We start from the raw sequence: 20,329 nt of genomic DNA on the forward strand, positions 1-20,329 counted from the left end.
CTATCCGCAACCGTCGGGCGTTCCGGCCCGTCAGGACTCAAGGAGATATCACATGGTCGACTTCGGAAACCTGGTCAACAAGGCGAAGGACTTCGCCCGCAAGAACCCCGACAAGGTGCGTGACGGGCTCGACAAGGCCGAGGACGCGATCAGCTCCAAGACCGGCGGCAAGTACGACTCCCAGATCGAGTCGGCCACCGACAAGGTCGAAAAGGGACTCGGGGTGGAGGATCACAAAGGCGACAAGGCCGATGGCGAGACAGACATGACTCAAGGTGACCCCCAGGAGCAGGACGGCGACAAGAGCAACTGATACCTCGGGCTGCTCACTCCGGACTCAGGTCCCGAGCACCAGAGTCTGCGGTGCGCCGCATGCAGCCGGTTCGGGGCCGGGCCCCGCACGTGCGCTGCGCAAACCAGTTGGTCAGCCACGTGACGTCCTGGACCTCGACAAACCCCTCGGCAGAACTACGGATCCGGCGAAATCTGAATCTCTGCCGGAGTTAGGTACTCACACCAGTGGATGCCGGACCACTGGTTCAAGGCCAAGTTCGGATCGGCGTGCAAGAGCCACGACCAGTGCTACTCGCACGGCTGCAAAACCTCCCGCAAGACCTGCGACCAACGGCTGTTGGACGACATGGCGCTCGCCTGCAGGAAGGCCTAGGGGAACACGACCGTGCGGAAGGCTGCCCGCTACGACGTGACCACCAAGTATTACGTCGGCGTCCGCGTCGGCGCGAAGAGTCACTACAAGGGCTCGGGCAACCCAGCCTGACCGCCGGCACTCCGCGACCTGGACCACGTCGAGATCGTCGCGAGAGACTCGCAGGCGAACCTCATCGTCTGCGTGTCTCTCTGCTGCAAGATCCGCGATCCGTGCCGGCGACGACCGCGCCGGCTCGGTGTCTCCCGAACTCGCGTCGCAGCAGCCGGTCCCACTTGTTGGCTGCTGCGGCGGGATGCAGGAGCGCAACGCCCAACGCGTACTTGCTCATGCTCAGCGGCCGGATCCCCCACTGCCCGAGCACGTCGTCGACCCGTCCGCGACCGTGTGTCTTGCTCTCGAGCAGCACCTTGTCCGGCCCGCTCACCTCGAGCCCGGACGGCGACGTCCAGGTGAGCCCGACGTCACACGTGAGCCGCTCTCCTGCTTCCAGATCAACCAGAGTTGTTCTGCGGTAACGGGATACGAGTGTCTGCTGCAGCGCCGGCACCTCGACACCGTATTGCTCACGGATGACATCCCGGACGTATGACGAAGCCGGGGCGTCCAAGCCAGGATCGTCCGACGGCCCCGGGTGTGGGATCCGGTGCTTGACGGTCTCGCCACGGCCCGACTTCGTCTTCACCTCGATGAACGAACTGGCGCTGTCCAGGTAGGTCCGCACCCTGACCTTGAAACGCCGACGCCGGCCCTGCCGGTGCGCCCGGAACAGCTCGAGGTCGGCCGAGTCGAAATAGACCGACTCATATCCCATCAAGCGCTGGCCGCCGATCTCCAGTGCCCGGAAGTCGGACCCGATCGCTGCGCCGAGGCGACGCAGCTGTCCCGCTGTGACCAGATAGGTGCGATCGATCCGGCGTTGCAGGGCAGCCGCCGAATTCACCTCTGCCAGAGTGGTTTCCGGTCGTTCATTCGCCACGTCGAGCACGGCCGCGACCGCGAACGATCGGGATGCGATATCGGTTGCACAATCCATCGAAGTCACCTCACTTGCTGAGCGAACGACTGAGTCAACTCCCCGTCGGCACTCGTCGCCGCTGAATGCATGCCGATGCGGAAGCGCACGTCGACGACGGTCAGATCCCGGACCAGGTCGAGCTCGGCGACTGCCATGTGCAGCACTTCGGCGCCAAGAGTGCGCTCCAATGCCGCTCGCAGTTCCGGCTCCTGCGGGTAAGCACGGTCCAAGGTGATCAGCTGACGCCTGGTGCGGTGCGCGAATCGCGGATGATCCGCAAGGAACAGGATCGCCACCAGGCCTGCGGAGATCGCCGGAGCGACCCAGATCGGCTCCGGATGCAGCCCGTTGACCAGGCCCATCGCGAGAGCCACGAAGTAGTAGGCGACCTCTTCCTGGGTGATCGCGTCGGAACGCAACCGAATGATCGACAGGATGCCGAACAGACCCATTCCCAGTCCGACTCCCGCGCCGCCGCCGGAGAGCAGACCCGCGACTGCCATGATTCCTACGTTCAGGGCCACGTAAGAGAGCACGAGGTCACGCCGGAAGTGGCGGCGGTAGTAGACGCCGAACGCCAGCACCGCAATGGCAACCAGGTCAGCGGCTACCGCAACGAGCAAGGTCATCACGAATCTCCTTGGTTCTCAACGCATCGGCGCATCTCGCCGACATTCCCTCAAGGTTCACAGCCCGCGATGAGGCAATCAGGAGACCATGATGAGAACTCTCCAAGGTCGGGATCGCTCAGCGTGCAACGAAGCGATAGCCCATCCCGCGTACGGTTTCGATCCGGTCCGCACCGAGCTTGCGGCGTAGATAGCGGACGTAGACCTCGACCACGTTGGAACCGGGGTCGAAGTCGATGCCCCAGATCCTCGAGAGCAGTTGCTCTCGAGACAGGACCTGGTCGGGGTGTCGGAAGAATGTCTCGGCGAGCGCGAATTCCCGTGCTGACAGGTCAGTTTCGCGTCCACCGTCGGTGATGCGCCGAGTGCGCAGATCGAGACTCAACGTGCCCGCGCTCAACACGGTCGCATCAGTGACCCTGTCGTCTCGCAGGCGTAGGTGTACGCGTGCGAGCAACTCGTCGAAGGCGAACGGCTTCACCACATAGTCGTCGGCGCCCCCGGCCAGCCCGGCGACGCGGTCGTCGACGCTGTCCCGCGCGGTCAGCACGACAATCGGCAGCGTTATCCCGTCCTCTCGCAGCCTGCGCAACACGCTGAACCCGTCGACGTCCGGCAGCCCGATGTCCAGGATCATCAGGTCGTAGACGCCGGAGGCTACCTCTTCCAGTGCCGACTGCCCGTCGGAGACGACGGAGGTGACGAATCCCTTCTTGCGCAAGCCCTTCCCGACGAATGAGGCGATGCGTTCTTCGTCCTCCACGATCAAGATGCGGCTCATGGCAACGACTCCGTCCGTCCGTGCTCGGTTGGTGACTGATCGATGGGAACATCGCCTCGGTCCGGCCGATGCTCGGGTATGACGATCACGAAACGTGCACCCGGTCCCGGCCGGTCGACCAACGTGACCGTCCCACCATGCGCGTGGGCAATGGACTGCACGATCGACAGACCGAGACCCGCACCGTCAAGACGGCGGTTCTGCGCACCCCGACGGAATCGCTCGAAGATGTGCTCGGCGTCCGCGGGGTCGATCCCGGTGCCGGTGTCGTCCACCCACAACGACACGTGTCCATCACTACGGGACGACCCGATGGTGATCCGATCGCCCTCATCGGTATGCCGCACGGCGTTCGAGACGAGTTGGATCAGTGCCTGGGTCAGGCGTTGGCCGTCGGCCACGACCACGCCCTCGGCGACCGAATCGACCAGCCATTGCCGAGGTGCCATGACGCGAACGGTCGTCAACACGTCGACCGTCAGATCGGCGAGATCGACCTCGCCGGGAGCCAGGAAGTCGGGCCGCTCGGAGCGGGCCAGGTCGGCCAGGTCATCCACGATGCGCCGCATCCGGTCCAGTTCGTCGAGCAGGAGCTCCTTGGTCTCCTCCTGCTCTGCCGGGTCGTCGCCCATCAACTCGAGGTGACCGCGGACGACCGTGATCGGTGTCCGCAACTCGTGCGTGGTGTCGTCGATGAAACGCCGTTGCCCGTTGAAGGAGGACTGCAACCTGTCCAGCATGTGATTGAACGTTCGTGACAGGCGTGCCACGTCGTCGTGGCCACGAACCGGGATCCGTCTGTCCAGATCGGTCTCGCTGATCCGGTCCGCGGTCTGCCTGATCCAGCGCACCGGCTCCAGCACCCGACCCGCGACCAGCCAACTCGCCAGCGCCGCCAGGGCAACAGCAACCAGTCCGACGATCCCGAAGATGCGGACGGTGAAGTAGAGCGGCTCGGCCTGCTCGTCGCGGAATTCGATCACGACAAGCGCACCACGGTTGGTGTCACCGTCCACGGTCGCCGGGATCACGCCATACCGCACCCGCCCGGCAGCCGTGTCCAACCACCCGGAGACCGGCTGATCCGTGTTGGCGATCCTGGCGATGAATGCCCGATCAGCGTCCAGCCTGACCGGCGGCGTCCCGGGGCTACGACGGTGCGGTGTGCCGTTCAGCATGGTGAAGAAGGTCTCGGCACGGTCGGCGACCTTGACGGTGAGGTAGCGCGTCAGCAGACCGTCGACAGTCCGTTGCTCATGGCCGGTCGGTGACGCAGCGAAGGTGCGGAAGTTCTGAGCCTCATGGTCGAGTTCGCGGGTTGCCAGCGAGTCGGCACGCACCGAGACGATCTGTGCGGTGACGAGGATCGAACCCCCGAGTGCGATGCCGACCAGCAGCACCATCCAGCCGACGATGCGGGCCCGAGCGCTCAGCCGCACCCTGGAGGCGAGTCCGCGCACGCCACGCTCCGATCAGTCGTCATCGGCGTCGTCGGCACGATCGTCGTCATCGTAGTAGTCGTCTTCATCGTGATCGTCGTCATCATCACCCGCAGCGGGCGGCGGCTTGGTGACCCGCGGTGCTCCGCTGGAGTCATCGGCCGGTGGTGCCGTCCGCCGGGCAGGGGGCGGTGTCGTCGTGGACGGCGTGCCGGTTGAAGTCTTCCCTGTCCGGTCGGTGGCCGTGGGACGTGTGGTTGTCGACCTTGTGGCCGTCGGACTTGTGGCTGTCGAACTGGCCGGAGTGCTGTGCTGCACGTGGACCGGCTTGCCCAGTTGCGCCTTGTCGGCTTTGACGGACAGCGCGACCGCCGCAAACATCACCAGCACTGCGGCGACGACGGCGCCCAGCACCCATCGACTCAGTCTCATGCCAACAGCTTCTCAGGAGAGGTCAAGACCGACATGAGCCGGCGATGAGCGGCTTCTCATGTTGGAGCACACAAAAAATCCCCGGCATCCCGGGGATCTTCTTGGTGGACGATACTGGGATCGAACCAGTGACCTCTTCCGTGTCAGGGAAGCGCGCTACCGCTGCGCCAATCGTCCTAGCGATATGTACTGCAGAGCGGACAACCGGGCTCGAACCGGCGACCTCAACCTTGGCAAGGTTGCGCTCTACCAACTGAGCTATGTCCGCCTGTAAACCCTGACTTGTCAGCCGGGGCAACGGATATGAACTCTATCCGACACCCTGCCCAACTTCCAAAACGACCTTGGTGAGACGTTTCGGGAGCCGCGTGGACTGCCCGGGTTTGCGAGGTGGAGACGGGATTTGAACCCGTGTAGACGGCTTTGCAGGCCGTTGCCTCGCCTCTCGGCCACTCCACCGCGTGGTCCGTGGCCCGAGTCCCGTGAAGGGACTCGAACCATCGACCTGAGCGGACAACCGGGCTCGAACCGGCGACCTCAACCTTGGCAAGGTTGCGCTCTACCAACTGAGCTATGTCCGCCTGCTACTCGACGCGAGATGCGTCGGGCACGCGCCGAAACATTAGCTGATCGCGCGCCGGGATTCCAAACGGGGTTCGTCCGGCGCGGCGTCCTCCGCGTCGTCCGTCGTCGGTATGGCGCGAGCCCGGCGTCGCTCGGCGAGCTCGACCCGGTTGATCGGACGTTTCAGCTTGCCGGTCTCGGGCTCGACCGCCTGCTCCCGCAGCTTGGTCACGCCGTCGCCGATCCACTCCTTCGCGCGCTCGTGCACGGGCGTTCGCTCGGGCGCACGCCACAAGCGCACCGAGGCGGTGTTGAACGCCGCACCGATCAGGACGGCGATGCCCAGGAAATACAGCCAGGTCATCACCACGATCGCGGCCGCGAGCGGGCCGTAGATGCTGGCGCTGTGATCGCCGACCGAGCGGCCGAGGAACCAGCGCAGCAGCATCGAGGCGACGACCCAGATCGCCAGGGTGAGCACTCCCCCAGGCAGATGTCGCAGCCACGGCAACCGGCCCGGCGTCGCGATGTGGAAGAACGTCGCCAGCGTCAGGATCGTCAGGCCACCCACCAGCGGCCAGTAGAAGACCATCAGGAAGCGCAGACCCGGTGGCAGCCAGGAACTGAGCAGGTCCGGGCCGATGACGATCAGCGGCACCACCAGCGCACCGAAGATGAGCCCGCCGAAATACAGCGACAGGCTCAGCAGGCGAGCCTGCACTATCCCCCGGTGGCCGCCGTGGCCGTACATGATCGACACCGTGTCGAGCATCACGTTCAGCGCTCGGGAGCCGGACCACAGCGAGAGCAGGAAACCGACCGAGATCACGTCGGGCCGGCCGGCACTCAACGCCGACTTGATGGTCGGCATGATCACGTCGCGCAAGCTCTGCTCGGTGAGGAATCCCGACGCGTAGTGCTCGATGTTGGCAGTGACCTGACTGACGATGTCCGGCCCGAGCCAGTGCCCCAGATAACCGACAGCACCGAGCAGTCCGAAGATCAGCGGGGGCAACGACAGCAGCGCGAAGAAGCCAGCTTCCGCGGCGAGCCCGGTCACCCGGTGTTTCATGCACACCCGGAAGGTCCCGGCAGCCAATCTGGCCAGACCCAACAAACCTGGGACCCGGGACAATTCACGCCGCAGAGTGCTCTTCACTCCCATCAGCCCGTCCCAGGTCGCGCGGTCTCACCGGTCACTCGACCCAAGGTAGCTGCGCGGGACACGAATCCCGTGGACCACAATGCCCTTTATGGAAATTTGGCCGGGCAACCCCTACCCCCTCGGCGCCACGTATGACGGCGCCGGCGTCAACTTCGCGCTTTTCTCCGAGATCGCGGACGGCGTCGAGTTGTGCCTGGTCGGCGAGGACGGCGACGAGACCCGCGTCGCGATGACCGAGGTCGACGGTCACGTCTGGCACTGTTACCTGCCCGGCATACAGGACGGACAACGCTACGGATACCGCGTCTACGGCCCGCACAACCCGCAGGAGGGGCTGCGCTGCAACCCCTCCAAACTGCTGCTGGATCCCTACGCCAAGGCGTTCGACGGCGGGCTCGACGGGGACGAGTCCCTCTTCAGCTACCGCTTCGAGGACCCGGACGTCTACAACGACGACGACTCACTGGGCCACACGATGCTGTCGGTGGTGGTGAACCCCTTCTTCGACTGGGGTCACGACCGGCCACCGCGGCACGAATACCACGAGAGCGTGATCTACGAGACTCACGTCAAGGGCCTGACGATGACGCACCCGGACGTCCCGGACGAGATCCGCGGGACGTATGCCGCCCTCGGGCACCCGTCGATCGTCGATCACCTCACCAGCCTCGGGGTCACCGCGGTCGAACTGCTGCCGGTCCACCAATTCGTGCAGGACAGCAGCCTGCTCGACAAGGGGTTGCGAAACTACTGGGGCTACAACACGATCGGCTTCCTCGCTCCGCACAACGAATATGCCGGCTCGGGCACCGACGGGCAGCAGGTCAGCGAGTTCAAGGCGATGGTCAAGGCGCTGCACGACGCCGACATCGAGGTGATCCTGGACGTCGTCTACAACCACACTGCCGAGGGCAGCGAGCTCGGTCCGACCATCGCCTTCCGCGGCATCGACAACACCGCCTACTACCGGCTGGTCGACGACGACAAGTCGCACTACTACGACACGACCGGCACCGGCAACAGCCTGCTGATGCGCAACCCGCACGTCCTGCAGCTGATCATGGACTCGCTGCGCTACTGGGTGACCGAGATGCACGTCGACGGCTTCCGCTTCGATCTGGCGGCGACCCTGGCCCGGCAGTTCCACGAGGTCGACAAGCTGTCCGCGTTCTTCGACATCATCCAGCAGGACCCGGTGATCTCCCAGGTCAAGCTCATCGCCGAGCCGTGGGACCTCGGCGACGGCGGCTACCAGGTGGGCAACTTCCCACCGCTGTGGACCGAGTGGAACGGCAAATACCGGGACTCCGTGCGCGACTTCTGGCGCGGGGAGGCTTCTGCGCTGGGCGAATTCGCCTCGCGCCTCAGCGGATCCAGCGATCTCTACGCGCACTCCGGTCGCCGGCCGATCGCGTCGATCAACTTCGTCACCGCACACGACGGCTTCACCCTGCGAGACCTGGTCTCCTACAACGAGAAGCACAACGAGGCCAATGGCGAGGACAACAACGATGGGGAGAGCCACAACCGATCGTGGAACTGCGGTGTCGAGGGCCCGACCGACGACCCCGAGGTCAGCGCCCTGCGCACCCGGCAACAACGCAACTTCATCGCGACCCTGCTGTTGAGCCAGGGAGTCCCGATGCTGTCGCACGGAGACGAGGTCAGTCGCACGCAGGGCGGCAACAACAACGTCTACTGCCAGGACAACGAAATCTCCTGGCTGGACTGGGAGTTGGATGCCGAGGAACAGTCGTTGCTCGACTTCACGCGAGCAGTCATCAACCTGCGCCGCGAGCACCCAACGTTCCGTAGGCGCCGATTCTTCGACGGCGACGCGAACCACGGCGGCTCGAGCGACCAGGGCGACATCGAGTGGTACTCCCCCGGCGGCACGCCGATGAACGAGCTCGACTGGCGCAACGGTTATGCCCGCACCTTGATGGTCTTCCTCAACGGCCAGGCGATCAGCGCACCGGACGAACGCGGTCGCCCGGTCGTCGACGACCACTTCCTGCTGCTGTTCAACGCTCACTACGAGCCGGTGGAGTTCACCGTCCCGCCGGAGCTGTATGACGGGAAGTGGCAGGTAGCACTGAACACCGCTGCCGCTGAAGACGATCCGGAGACGGCATACGAGTCGGGTATGACGATCGACGTGCCGAGTCGCTCCATGCTGGTGTTGCAGGCGGAGCTGACCGACTGAGGTCCGAGGCCGGTCCTTTCGAGACGCTCGTTCGTCCCCTCACGAGCTCCTCAAGGACCTCACTACGAGGTGGCCGAGCCTGTCGAGGTCACAGGGGTCGTTTCGACAAGCTCAACGAACTCACTACGAGGTGGCCGAGCCTGTCGAGGTCACAGCCGTCGTTTCGACAAGCTCAACGACCTCACTACGAGCTCAACGAACTCCGGGGCTCACCGATCAGGTCGCGGCGAGCCGCTTCTGCTGCTCGGCGACGTCGAAGTCGGCGTCCGGCCAGCCCAGATCCAGCGCACGCAGCTGGTCCAGCAGCAGCTGCTGGACGGCCAGGCGGGCATACCACTTGCGGTCGGCCGGCACGACATACCAAGGGTTTTCGTCGGTCGACGTCTTGTCGAGGACGGCCTGGTAAGCCTCCTGGTAGTCGTCCCAGAAGTGCCGCTCGTCGATGTCCCCCGGGTTGAACTTCCAATACTTGTCAGGGCGATCCAACCGCTCCTGCAGCCGAGCCTTCTGCTCGTCCGCGGAGATGTGCAGCATCACCTTGATCAGGTGAATCTCCCTGTCGTTGGCGGCCTTCTCGAAGTCGTTGATCTCGTCATACCGGCCGCCCCAGGTCTCCGGCGGCACGAGGTCGTGGACCCGGACGATGAGCACATCCTCGTAGTGCGAGCGGTCGAAGACCCCGATGTAGCCGGGTTCGGGCAGCTCCCGCTCGATCCGCCACAGGAACGGGTGACGCTGCTCCTCCTCGGTCGGCGCCTTGAACGCATGCAACTGCACGCCCTGGGGATCCACCGAGCCGACGACATGTCGCATGATGCCGCCCTTGCCCGCGGTGTCCATGCCCTGCACCACCAACAGGATTGACGGACCGGAATCATCGCGGCCACCTGCGAAAAGTCGCTCCTGGAGGTCCTCGATCTCCTCACGCACCGCGTCCATGGCCTTCGCAGCGTCCTTCTTCTTGCCCGAAAATCCAGGCGTGGCAGCGGGATCCAGCTCAGCCAGGCGAAATCCGGGTGTGACGCGCAGCGCGTCGCCGATGGCCTGCTCGGGCGCCGCCTTCGCCGTTGCGCCCTGCTTCTTCGACTTCTTCGACTTCTTCGCGCTCTTCTTGCCCATGCTGAATGATGGCACAGCGAGCCACCGGTCAGTCCGCGCAGAAGTCGGCGACCAGTCGCTCCCAGCGGTCCGGGTCGACGTTCCACGCCCGGCAGTGTCGCGCGACGTCCCAGGTCTCCAACCGGATCAGCTCCGGCCGAGCCGCGGCCAACGCCGCCGAGGGTGCATACGGCACGAATTCGTCGACGGCGGAGTGGATCAGCAGCGTCGGTTTCGTCAGTTCGTCGGCCCGTCGGATCCAATCGGTGAGTCGGATGTCCACCGGCTCGTCCAGCCCCGCGGCCGGTCCACGCAACCGACTACGCAACAGCCCGGCGCCGACCCGCGAGATCAGCCTCGGCAGCCGGTGCTCCCCGGCGTGGAAGTCCAGCACCGGTGCCCACGCGACGACCGGGGAGTCGAACACGACCCGATCGACGATGTCCGACAGCCAGGACCGGGCCAGGAACTGCAGCCCGATCGCCGCACCCATCGACCAGCCGAAGAGCACGACCTCCCGGGCGCCGTGGTCAACGGCATACAACACCGCGGCCTCGACGTCGGCCCACTCGGTAAGCCCGAGGTGGTAGCGATGATCGGCGGATGCGGGGGCGCCGATGTCGTTGCGGTAGTTGGGGATCACGCTGCTGATGCCAAGCTTGTGCAGCGTCGGCACCGCACGCAACGTCTCGGCCCGCAACGCGCCTCGGCCATGCACCAGCACTGCCCAGCGATCGCCGCCCGACACCCGGTCGACCCACGCCGGCATGGGGCCGCCCGGCGTCGCCAGGTGAATGTCGCAGAGGTCGACCGGCAGGGAGCGGGCCGGTGGACCGCAGAAGTAGTAGCCGTTGAACCGCGCGCTGCCGACCTGCAGGTCGCCGAAGTCCACCCCGTCGAGGCGTCGGGTGACCTGGTCCTCGGTGGTCTCCAGCACCTCACCGATGCGGGCGTGGGTCTCGAATTCGTTCTGCCACAGGCCATAACGTCCCGGTGCGACAGACTCCTCACCCACGGCGAACACCACGTGGTCGGAGCCGACCTCGAGGACCGGCACGTCGTCGACATGCACCACCGGCGTCACGAGTTGCCGGGCGAAATAGCTCGAGACGCCGACCGTGCCGACACCGGCTGCAGCGGTCACCCCGGTGGTCACCCCTGCCGTCGGTGCGATCGCCCGCCGAACCACGTCCCTGCTCACCCGCACATCGTCGCAGGTGGCAGGCAGAATGGCCGGATGGACCTGCCACTGGAGTTGCCCATCACCCCGATGCTCGCCAAGGCCAACCCGTCCGTGCCGGCTGCGGACGCCGTCGACGGCGGCTACCTCTACGAGCCGAAGTGGGACGGCTTCCGGTGCATCGTGCTCAAGGACGGTGACGAGGTCGAGCTCGCCTCCCGCGGGTCCAAACCACTCACCCGCTACTTCCCCGAGCTCGTCGACGCCGCCCGCGAGCAGCTGCCGGACAAGTGCGCGCTCGACGGCGAAGTCGTCGTGCGCGCCGGCGAAAAGGGCTCTGCCAGACTCGATTTCGAGGCACTCGGCCAACGCATCCACCCCGCCGAGTCCCGGGTGCGCAAGCTGTCGGCCGAGACCCCCGCCGAGGTGATCTTCTTCGACGCCCTCGTGGTCGACGGGGAGTCGCTCCTGCAGCAGCCGTTCGAGCAACGCCGCCGCGCGCTTGAGCAGGCGGTGTCATCGGTCGGCTCCCCCTTCCACCTCACCCGCGTCACCGAGGACGCGTCCGTCGCCCAGGACTGGTTCGAGCGCTTCGAGGGCGCCGGCCTCGACGGCGTGGTCGCCAAGGCGAAGCTCTCGATATACCAACCGGGCAAGCGCACCATGCTCAAGATCAAGCACACCCGGACCGCTGACGCCGTGCTGCTCGGCTACCGGATCCACAAGAGCGGCAACGGAGTCGGGTCACTGCTGCTCGGGATGTATGACGAGGACGGCAACCTGCGCAACGTCGGCGGGATCGTGTCGTTCACCGCAAAACGCCGGCTGGAGCTGATCGACGAGCTCGCTCCACTGGTCGAGCGCGATGACGAGGGCGACGAAGTGCACGGTGCGGCCGACCGCTCCCGGTTCAGCAGCAACAAGGACGTGTCCTTCGTGCGACTACGACCGGAGCGCGTGGTCGAGGTGAAGTTCGACCAGCTGGAGGGGCAACGCTTCCGGCACGGTGTAGGTTTCCTGCGATGGCGCCCCGACCGCGACCCGGAGTCGTGCCTGCTGTCGCAGGTCGACCGCGCCAGGGCATACGACCTGAACGACGTGCTGACCTGAGCCCGTTGAGCCTGTCGAAACGCACACCCGTGACCTCGACAAGCTCGGCCACCTCAGCACAAGCTCGGCCACCTCAGCACGGGGCTACTCGATGCGGTTGCCGTCGGCGTCCCAGTGCTCGGCGACCTTCTTGCTCGGCTGCACCCGCGGTGGTTCCCCGGGCATCTTGGGATAGTCGGGCGGGAAGTTGAGCTCGCCGCCGGGCAGCGTCTCCCACAGCTGCAGCAGCGGATCCAGTGAGTAGGCCGTGTCGTTCATGTCTGCCCAGGCGTCACCATCGGCCAGCAGGTCCGGGACCGTCACCAGGTTGAATTCGCCCGGGTCGGACACCTCGGCCAGCTGTGCCCACGTCATCGGCGTGCTGACCGGTGCTCCTTCCTTCGCGCGCAACGACCACGCGGAGGCGATCGTGCGGTCCCGGTTGTTCTGGTTGAAGTCGACGAAGACGCGCTCGCCGCGCTCCTCCTTCCACCAGTTGGTGGTCACTCCCCCGTCACGTCGCTCCAGCTCCCGGCCGAATCCGATTGCAGCGTGGCGCAATTCCTCGAAGGACCACTGCGGCTCGATCCGCACGTAGATGTGTATGCCGCGGTTGCCGCTCGTCTTCGGGAAGCCGCACATGCCCAACTCCTCGAGCAGCTCACGCGCGACGTCGGCGACCCGCTGCGTATCGGCGAACGACGTGCCCGGCTGCGGGTCCAGGTCGATGCGCAACTCGTCCGGGCGATCCACGTCCGGCCGGCGTACCGGCCACGGATGAAAGGTCAGCGTGCCCATGTGCGCCGCCCACACGCATGCCGCCGGCTCCGTGGGGCACAACTCCTGCGCGGTGCGACCGCTGGGGAACGTGACGCCGACTGTCTCGACGAAATCGGGGGCTCCGCGCGGCAGGCGCTTCTGGTAGAAGCCGTCGCCGTCGTCGCCATACCCGGTGGACAGGCGCATACCCTCCCGGTAGCCGCTCGGCCAGCGCTCCATCGCGGTGGGCCGCTCGCCGACGGCTCGCATCAACGCATCACCGACGGTTGCGAAGAATTCGCAGACCTCCAGCTTGCTGATCTCCGGCGTGCGATCGGTCGCCTGGTAGATCACCCGGTCCGGGCTGGAGACACGGACCTCCCGGTCTCCGACGACAACCTGTGCGGCTGGGGTCTTGGCCATGAGATCAATCTACGGTGACGGCCGCTGCTGTGTCCGGTATCTGTGTCCGTCCTGCACCACTGGTCGCCTGTCTGACGAGTTCAACAGTTTGTCATCTTCGAACCGCCCGAGCGCACCGCAAAGTCCCTAAGGTCCCAAGAGCAGGTGGCGCGATCGCGTCGCCGTCGCGAGATCCCCTGGAAGGTCCCCATGCCACTCTCCCCTCAACGACCACGCGTCACCCGCGTGCGTCTGGTCACGCTCCTTGCCGCTTCGGCGCTCGCCGTCGGCGGATCCGCCGGCCTGTCGGTCACCCCCGCCCATGCGGCGTCGAAGTCCGTGGTCATCTCCGCCGTCTACGGCGGCGGTGGCAACAGCGGCGCGCCATACCAGAACGACTACATCGAGCTCTACAACGGCGGAACGAGCTCCATCGACCTGTCCGGGTGGACGCTCACCTACTACTCGGCGAGCGGCAACAGCGGCGGCACGACCACGCTGAGCGGGTCGGTCGCACCGGGCGCACACTTCCTGGTCCAGGAAGGCGCCGGTGCCGGCTCGGCCGAGCCGCTGCCGACCCCTGACGCCACCGGCTCCCTGAACATGTCCGCGTCCAACGGCAGCGTCGTGCTGCGACAGAGCGGTGCCACGGTCGACACCGTCGGGTATGGCGCGGTCACCTCGTCGTATGTCGAGGGCTCGAACGCTCCCGCGATGTCGAACACGACCTCCGACAGCCGCACGACCGGTTGCGTCGACACCGACGACAACGCCGAGGACTTCGTCACGGCCGACCCGAAACCGCTGAATTCGACTGCGCCCGTTGGGGAATGCGGCACTGACGGCAAGACTCCGCCGCCCCCGACGGGGACGCCCTCGACCATCGAGGAGGTTCAGGGGACCAGCTTCCAGTCGCCGCTGGTCGGCAAGCAGGTCAAGGACGTCAAGGGTGTCGTCACAGCGACCAACGGCAGCGCCGGCTTCTGGATCCAGTCGACCACTCCGGACGACGACCCGCGCACCAGCGAGGGCCTGTATGTCTTCGGCGGCGCCGGGATGGTCAAGGTCGGGGACGCTGTCACCGTCGCAGGGAAAGTCACCGAATACCGCCCCGGTGGCGTCGACAACGGCAACCTGACGACGACCGAGCTGGGCAGCCCGAACATCCAGGTGACCAGCTCCGGCAACGCCCTCCCCGACGCGGTCGAGATCGGCTCGAAGGGTCATGTCCCGCCGGCGCAGACCGTCGAGCAGGGCGACCCGGGCAATGTCGAGAAGGCCGGACTCACACTCGACCCGACGACGAACGCGCTGGACTTCTGGGAGTCCATGGAGGGCATGCGCATCCAGGAGACCGACGCCAAGGCCGTCGGCCCCACCGAGACGTCGTACGGCGAGACTCCGATCGTCCCCGCCAACACCAAGGAAGTCACCACGACCCCGGACGGCGGCGTGCTCTACCGCAGCTACGACACCCCCAATGCGATGCGGCTGATCCTGTCCGATGCGCTGCTGCCCAAGGGAACGATCGCCCCCGCCAATACCGGCGACACCTATCGCGGCGTGACCGCCGGCGTGCTCGACTACGACTTCGGCAACTTCACCCTGATGGCGACATCGGCCGCTGCCCGAGAGTCGGGCGGCACGACACGTGACGTGGCGAAACCGGCCGCGAAGAAGCAGGCAGCCGTCGCGACCTTCAACGTCGAGAACCTCGCACCGACCGACCCGCAGACGAAGTTCGACCGGCTCGCGGGACAGATCGTCACCAACCTCGCATCGCCGGATGTCCTTGCCATTGAAGAGATTCAGGACAACAACGGCGCCACCGACGACGGCACCGTCGACTCGACCCAGACCACGGACAAGCTGATCGCGGCGATCAAGGCCGCGGGCGGCCCGTCATACAAGGCGGAGTGGATCAACCCCGAGAACGACCAGGACGGCGGCCAGCCGGGTGGCAACATCCGGTCGGTCTTCCTCTACCGCAGCGATCGGGGTATGACGTTCGTGCCCAAGGCCGGCGGCACCGCGACCAACTCCGTCGCTGTCACGGGCAAGGGCAAGTGGGCGTCGATCAACTACTCCCCCGGCCGGATCGACCCGACGAACAAGGCGTGGGACGACTCGCGCAAGCCGCTGGTCGGCGAGTTCCTGTGGTGGGGCAAGCCGCTCTTCGTGGTCGCGAACCACTTCGCGTCCAAGGGCGGCGACGACCCGCTGATGGGTCGTTACCAGCCGCCGCAGCGTTCCTCGGAGGTGCAGCGGCACGCTCAGGCGACGGCGGTGCGCGGCTTCGTCGACGAGTTGCTGAAGGCCAACAAGCACGCGAACATCATCGTGCTCGGTGACCTGAACGACTTCAACTTCAGCGAGACGGCCAACATCGTCAAGGGTTCGGGCAAGACGAAGATGACCGACCTCATCGACACCCTCCCGGCCAACCAGCGCTACTCCTACGACTACCAGGGCAACAGCCAGGTCCTCGACCAGCTGCTGGTGAGTCCCGCGCTGGCCAAGAAGTTCGATTACCAGGTCGTGCACACCAATTCGCAGTTCTACGACCAGGACTCCGACCACGACCCGCAGGTTGTGAAGCTTCCGGTGCACTGATCCCCAAGGCGGTTGAGTAGCGGAGGAGCGAAGCGGAGGAGCGTATCGAAACCTGCTCAGGGTCTCGATACGCTCCTTCGTCGCTACTCGACCACCTTTAAAAGCGATTGCTGCGCTCAACGTCGTTGCACTAGCGTCGCGCCCGTGACACAGACTCCGCATTAGGACTGGACCGGCCACAGCCCGTCCATCCTTCCAACCACCGCCGCGCATGACGCGGCGGTCGATTCCTGCGGAGTCTTTCCATGTCCGGCACCAACCGTGCCGGCAGCTATCGCACCCTCCTCGCCAACCGCACCATCGCGCGCACTTTCCTGCTCGCGTCGGTCGGCCGTGGCGGGTATGCGACGCTGCCGTTGCTTCTTCTCTTCACCATCAACGAGGCCACCGGCAGTTTCCGGCTGGCCGCACTTTCAATCTCCTGTTACGGCTTCACCACCTTCCTGATGCCGGTGAAGTCCAGGCTGATCGACAAGCAAGGCGCGCGAATCGTGTTGCCAATCCTCGGAACTGGCCTGCTCACGGTCCTCCTCGCAATGACGCTCGCCGCTGCGCTGCAGATCGGGCCGACCGGCTGCTGGCCGGTGTTCGGTGTGCTCGCGGGCCTCGCGGCACCACCACTGGGACCGGCCATGCGAGCCCAGTGGCGCCGTCTCGCAGGCGACCGCCTCCAGCTCGCCTACTCGCTCGACGCCGTCGTCGAGGAAGTCCTGTACCTGCTCGGACCGGTCATCGCCGGTGCCGGCATCGCGATCGGTCCGGCCTGGCACGTGCTTGCACTTCCGCCGGTGCTGATCCTCGTCGGTTGCCTGGGTCTCGCACTGTCACCAGTGGCGGGCGCTGCCCCAACTGCGCCGGACGGCGCGAAAGGCTCACGGCGGAGCGCGTTGCGTCATACCTCGTTGTGGCCGGTGCTCGCTCTGATGGCCGCTGTCGGAGTGGCCGGCGCACTGCTCTCCACGGGCGTCGCCGCGCTAGCCGCAGCGCACGACACACCGGAATTCGCCGGCATCGCGGAATTCGCCATCGCGGTCGGTGCCGTCACCGGTGGCCTGCTGTGGGGCCGCCACCAGGTCAGCTGGCCCTGGACGAAGTCGGCCGCCTGTCTGCTCGGCCCATGGGCGGTGTTCGTCGCACTCGCCGGTGCTGCAGGCGTCGGCATGCCCATCCTCGGCTGCCTACTGATTGCCGGTGCGGTCGGCGCGCCCCTGTGGATCATCGCCTTCATTGCGGCGGAGCACGCCACGCCGCAGGCCGTGCGCACCGAGGCGAACACCTGGGTCACGACCGTCTACAACCTGGGCAGCACCGGAGGTACGGCCGCGGCGGGCATGCTCAGTGCCGTCGTCATACAGTTGCCACTTTTCGCAGCAGGCGCGATCGCGGCAACCGGTGCGACGTGTCTGGCGACGCTTCCGCGGATCACTCGACGGAGGAGGGTCTCGATACGCTCCTTCGTCGCGCCGCGACCACCGCTGTGAGGATCCGCCGGGAACGTCCGGCGGGGCTGCGTTGTTGTGCGGTATGACGAAACGTCTCGGCAACGGAAAGGACGACGCCTGTGAGCGATCAGTCGACATACAAGGTGACCAAGAGCGACGAGGAGTGGCGCTCCGAGCTCTCACCCGCCGAATACGCGGTGCTGCGGGAGGCCGCGACCGAGCGGCCGTTCGTGGGCGAATACACCGACACCGAGACCGAGGGTGTCTACAACTGCCGCGCGTGTGGCGCCGAGCTCTTCCGCAGCGCCACGAAGTTCCACAGCCACTGCGGTTGGCCGTCGTTCTACGCACCCACCGAGGACGACAACGTCGAGCTGATCTCGGACACCTCGATGGGCATGGTGCGCACCGAAGTCCGTTGTGCCAGTTGCGGATCCCACCTCGGTCACGTCTTCGAGGGTGAGGGTTACCCGACGCCCACCGACCAGCGCTACTGCATCAACTCGGTGTCCCTGAAGCTCGCGCCCAGCGACGAAAAGTGACCATTCGGTAGGTCGCGCGCGGCCGCCGCGCCTCCTCGACAGGTGACCCCTCCAGTGCCACTCTTTGGAAGGTTCGGCACAGGAGGCGAGTCATGGCGACCAACGGATCGACCCCGGCCCCGAAGACGACCGGCATCTTCCGACGCAAGCCGATCGAGGCAGCCGAAGGACACAAGCTCGAACGCACCATCGGTCTGTGGCAGCTCACCGCCATCGGCCTCGGCGCGATCATCGGCGCCGGGATCTTCGCGCTCGCCGGCACCGAGGCGAAGGACCACGCAGGCCCGGCGGTGTCGCTTTCGTTCATCATCGCCGGCGTCGCCAGCGCGTGTGCTGCGTTGTCGTATGCCGAGTTCGGCGGGCTGATCCCCCGGGCGGGCTCGGCATACACCTATGGGTATGCCGTGCTCGGCGAGGCGGTCGGCTGGTTCATCGGGTGGGACCTGCTGCTGGAATACACCGCGATCGTGGCGGTCGTCGCCATCGGCGTCTCGCAGTACTTCAGCTTCCTGCTCGAGGCGATCGGCATCCATCTGCCCGCCTGGATGCTAGGGGCACCGGGGACCGGCCACGGGCACCACATCGACCTCTTCGCGGTGATCCTCTGTCTGGGCGTGGCCTGGCTGCTCAACCGCGGCATGAAGACCAGCGCGAAGGTCGAGACCTGGCTCGTCTTCGTCAAGATCGCGATCGTGCTGGCGGTCATCGTCGTCGGCTTCTTCTACGTCAAGTCGGACAACCTCACGCCATACATGCCGTATGGCTGGTCGGGTGTCGCCACTGGCGCCGCCACGGTCTTCTTCGCGGTCTTCGGGTATGACGCGATGAGCACCGCAGCCGAGGAGACCAAGGACGCCGAACGCAACCTGCCGAAAGCAATCATCCTGTCGCTGGTGATCGCGATGGTGCTCTACCTGCTGGCGGCCACCGTGCTGACCGGGATGATCGACTACAAGGACATCTCGGCCAGCGCCGCCTTCGCCGAGGCGTTCAACTCCGTCGGCGTCACGGCGTTCGCCAAGGTGGTCGCGGTCGGTGCGATCGTCGGCATCATCACCGTGCTCTACTCGTTCACCCTGGGCGCTTCGCGTGTCTGGTTCGCGATCAGTCGCGACGGGTTGCTACCCGGGTGGTTCGCCAAGACCAACAAACACCAATCGCCATACCGCCCGACGTGGATCATCGGCATCGTCGCCGCGGGGATCGCCGGTTTCGTCCAGATCGGCGAGGCGGCCGAGCTGACCAACATCGGCATCCTGCTCGCCTTCATCGTCGTCTCCGCCGCGGTGATCGTGCTGCGCTACCGGTCGCCGGAGCTGCCGCGGACGTTCAAGACGCCGTTCATGCCGATCACGCCCATCGTCGGCATCTGCTTCTCGATCTGGCTGGTGACCAAGCTCAGCGAGGCGACCTGGATCCGCTTCGCCGTCTGGTTCGTTATCGGCGCGATCGTGTATGCCGCCTACGGCTACAAGCACAGCAAGGTCGGACAGGGCGAGGCCGTCCAGACCGACGACGGATAGGGGCCTCGATACGCCGGCTCCCCCGCTGCGTTCCTCCGCCGGCTACTCGACCCGCTTAGCGCAGGCGGCGGGCGATGTCACCGATCGGCACGAGCGGACCGGTGAAGAACGGGATCTCGACGCGCGTGTGCAAACGCGCCTCGGCGGCACGCAGGTCACGCATCAGGTCCACGATGCGGTGCAGTTCGTTCGCCTCGAAGGCCAGGATCCACTCGTAGTCACCCAGCGCGAAGGCGGGCACGGTGTTGGCGCGCACGTCGGGATAGGGGCGCGCGAGCAGGCCGTGGTCCTTCAGCATCGTGCGACGCTCGGCGTCCGGCAGGAGATACCACTCGTAGGAGCGCACGAACGGGTAGACGCAGACGTACTTCTTCGGCTCCGGGTCGACCATGAAGTCCGGGACGTGCGACTTGTTGAACTCCGCCGGGCGGTGCACCGCAACGCTGGACCAGACAGCCTCGAAGCTCCGGCCGAGCTCGGTGGTCTGGAAGCGGTAGTAGGCGTCCTGCAACGGCTCGATGTCCGCGCTGTGCCACCAGATCATCAGGTCGGCGTCCGCGCGCAGACCGCCCACGTCATAGGTCCCGCGCACGATGACGTCCTGCGCCTCGAGCTCCTTGAAGAAGCGCTCGACCTCCGCGATCGCCTCCTCGCGGGCATCCGGCAGCGCGCGGCTCGCCTTGAACGCGGAATACATGGTGTAGCGGATGGTGTCGTTGATCTCGTTGATCGCCTTGGCACCCGGACGAAGTCTCTGCTCCTCGGTCATGGGGCCATTCT

17 protein-coding genes and 4 tRNA genes are annotated in these 20,329 nt (G+C 66.0%); 7 read left to right on the forward strand and 14 right to left on the reverse strand.

Annotation, left to right across the window (positions count from 1 at the left end; all coding sequences use genetic code 11):
- Positions 1-52 precede the first annotated feature (52 nt).
- Positions 53-313: an antitoxin gene (locus ACSZL9_RS02330; RefSeq protein WP_446663852.1), complete on the forward strand. Its 261-nt coding sequence runs from the start codon at positions 53-55 to the stop codon at positions 311-313.
- Between the two features lie 526 nt (positions 314-839).
- On the opposite strand, the gene ACSZL9_RS02335 is transcribed toward ACSZL9_RS02330, so the two are convergent.
- From ACSZL9_RS02335 to ACSZL9_RS02380, 10 genes are all read right to left on the reverse strand, one after another.
- Complete coding sequence (locus ACSZL9_RS02335; protein WP_446663853.1) at positions 840-1,703, reverse strand: polyphosphate polymerase domain-containing protein; 864 nt, start codon at positions 1,701-1,703, stop codon at positions 840-842.
- Between the two features lie 5 nt (positions 1,704-1,708).
- Positions 1,709-2,314 carry a DUF4956 domain-containing protein gene (locus ACSZL9_RS02340; RefSeq protein WP_446663854.1) on the reverse strand — a complete coding sequence of 202 codons (606 nt, stop codon included), beginning with the start codon at positions 2,312-2,314 and terminating at the stop codon, positions 1,709-1,711.
- 118 nt (positions 2,315-2,432) lie between these two features.
- Positions 2,433-3,095: a response regulator transcription factor gene (locus ACSZL9_RS02345; RefSeq protein ID WP_446663855.1), complete on the reverse strand. Its 663-nt coding sequence runs from the start codon at positions 3,093-3,095 to the stop codon at positions 2,433-2,435.
- Positions 3,092-4,555, reverse strand: a complete 1,464-nt coding sequence (locus ACSZL9_RS02350) for a sensor histidine kinase (protein WP_446663856.1) — start codon at positions 4,553-4,555, stop codon at positions 3,092-3,094. The genes ACSZL9_RS02345 and ACSZL9_RS02350 overlap by 4 nt, the downstream gene beginning before the upstream one ends.
- A gap of 12 nt (positions 4,556-4,567) precedes the next feature.
- Positions 4,568-4,966 (reverse strand): hypothetical protein, encoded by a 399-nt coding sequence (locus ACSZL9_RS02355; protein WP_446663857.1) that lies wholly within the window; start codon positions 4,964-4,966, stop codon positions 4,568-4,570.
- Positions 4,967-5,068: 102 nt separating this feature from the next.
- A tRNA-Val gene (locus ACSZL9_RS02360) sits at positions 5,069-5,143 on the reverse strand.
- A gap of 18 nt (positions 5,144-5,161) precedes the next feature.
- A tRNA-Gly gene (locus tag ACSZL9_RS02365) sits at positions 5,162-5,234 on the reverse strand.
- A 120-nt stretch (positions 5,235-5,354) separates the two neighbouring features.
- Positions 5,355-5,425: transfer RNA gene (locus ACSZL9_RS02370), tRNA-Cys, on the reverse strand.
- Between the two features lie 49 nt (positions 5,426-5,474).
- Positions 5,475-5,547: transfer RNA gene (locus ACSZL9_RS02375), tRNA-Gly, on the reverse strand.
- Between the two features lie 41 nt (positions 5,548-5,588).
- Positions 5,589-6,695 carry a YihY/virulence factor BrkB family protein gene (locus ACSZL9_RS02380; RefSeq protein ID WP_446663858.1) on the reverse strand — a complete coding sequence of 369 codons (1,107 nt, stop codon included), beginning with the start codon at positions 6,693-6,695 and terminating at the stop codon, positions 5,589-5,591.
- An 88-nt stretch (positions 6,696-6,783) separates the two neighbouring features.
- Between ACSZL9_RS02380 and glgX the strand changes: the two genes are divergently transcribed.
- Positions 6,784-8,901, forward strand: coding sequence for a glycogen debranching protein GlgX (glgX, locus tag ACSZL9_RS02385; protein ID WP_446663859.1), 2,118 nt, complete (start codon positions 6,784-6,786; stop codon positions 8,899-8,901).
- 216 nt (positions 8,902-9,117) lie between these two features.
- Here glgX and ACSZL9_RS02390 read toward each other — a convergent pair whose 3' ends face one another.
- Both ACSZL9_RS02390 and ACSZL9_RS02395 read right to left on the reverse strand, forming a co-directional pair.
- Positions 9,118-10,020 (reverse strand): PPK2 family polyphosphate kinase, encoded by a 903-nt coding sequence (locus ACSZL9_RS02390; protein ID WP_446665096.1) that lies wholly within the window; start codon positions 10,018-10,020, stop codon positions 9,118-9,120.
- A gap of 28 nt (positions 10,021-10,048) precedes the next feature.
- Positions 10,049-11,200 carry an alpha/beta hydrolase family protein gene (locus ACSZL9_RS02395; RefSeq protein WP_446663860.1) on the reverse strand — a complete coding sequence of 384 codons (1,152 nt, stop codon included), beginning with the start codon at positions 11,198-11,200 and terminating at the stop codon, positions 10,049-10,051.
- A 36-nt stretch (positions 11,201-11,236) separates the two neighbouring features.
- On the opposite strand from ACSZL9_RS02395, the gene ACSZL9_RS02400 reads away from it, so the two are divergent.
- A complete protein-coding gene (locus tag ACSZL9_RS02400; protein WP_446663861.1) occupies positions 11,237-12,289 on the forward strand; it encodes an ATP-dependent DNA ligase in 1,053 nt (350 codons plus the stop codon).
- Between the two features lie 84 nt (positions 12,290-12,373).
- Here ACSZL9_RS02400 and ACSZL9_RS02405 read toward each other — a convergent pair whose 3' ends face one another.
- Entirely contained in the window at positions 12,374-13,450 is a 1,077-nt protein-coding gene (locus ACSZL9_RS02405) for a DNA polymerase domain-containing protein (protein WP_446663862.1), read from the reverse strand.
- 189 nt (positions 13,451-13,639) lie between these two features.
- Between ACSZL9_RS02405 and ACSZL9_RS02410 the strand changes: the two genes are divergently transcribed.
- The 4 genes from ACSZL9_RS02410 to ACSZL9_RS02425 all read left to right on the forward strand — a co-directional run bounded on the left by ACSZL9_RS02410 (position 13,640) and on the right by ACSZL9_RS02425 (position 19,549).
- Positions 13,640-16,042, forward strand: coding sequence for a lamin tail domain-containing protein (locus tag ACSZL9_RS02410; protein WP_446663863.1), 2,403 nt, complete (start codon positions 13,640-13,642; stop codon positions 16,040-16,042).
- Between the two features lie 245 nt (positions 16,043-16,287).
- The gene (locus ACSZL9_RS02415; protein ID WP_446663864.1) at positions 16,288-17,523 is read left to right on the forward strand and encodes a hypothetical protein; all 1,236 of its coding nucleotides are present in this window, start codon (positions 16,288-16,290) and stop codon (positions 17,521-17,523) included.
- 80 nt (positions 17,524-17,603) lie between these two features.
- Positions 17,604-18,026: a peptide-methionine (R)-S-oxide reductase MsrB gene (msrB, locus tag ACSZL9_RS02420; protein ID WP_446663865.1), complete on the forward strand. Its 423-nt coding sequence runs from the start codon at positions 17,604-17,606 to the stop codon at positions 18,024-18,026.
- A 92-nt stretch (positions 18,027-18,118) separates the two neighbouring features.
- The gene (locus tag ACSZL9_RS02425) at positions 18,119-19,549 is read left to right on the forward strand and encodes an amino acid permease (RefSeq protein ID WP_446663866.1); all 1,431 of its coding nucleotides are present in this window, start codon (positions 18,119-18,121) and stop codon (positions 19,547-19,549) included.
- Positions 19,550-19,604: 55 nt separating this feature from the next.
- Here the strand turns inward: ACSZL9_RS02425 and hemQ are convergent, their stop codons facing one another.
- Positions 19,605-20,318, reverse strand: coding sequence for a hydrogen peroxide-dependent heme synthase (gene hemQ / locus ACSZL9_RS02430; protein ID WP_446663867.1), 714 nt, complete (start codon positions 20,316-20,318; stop codon positions 19,605-19,607).
- Positions 20,319-20,329 lie beyond the last annotated feature (11 nt).

This window comes from Flexivirga sp. B27 (assembly GCF_052905685.1).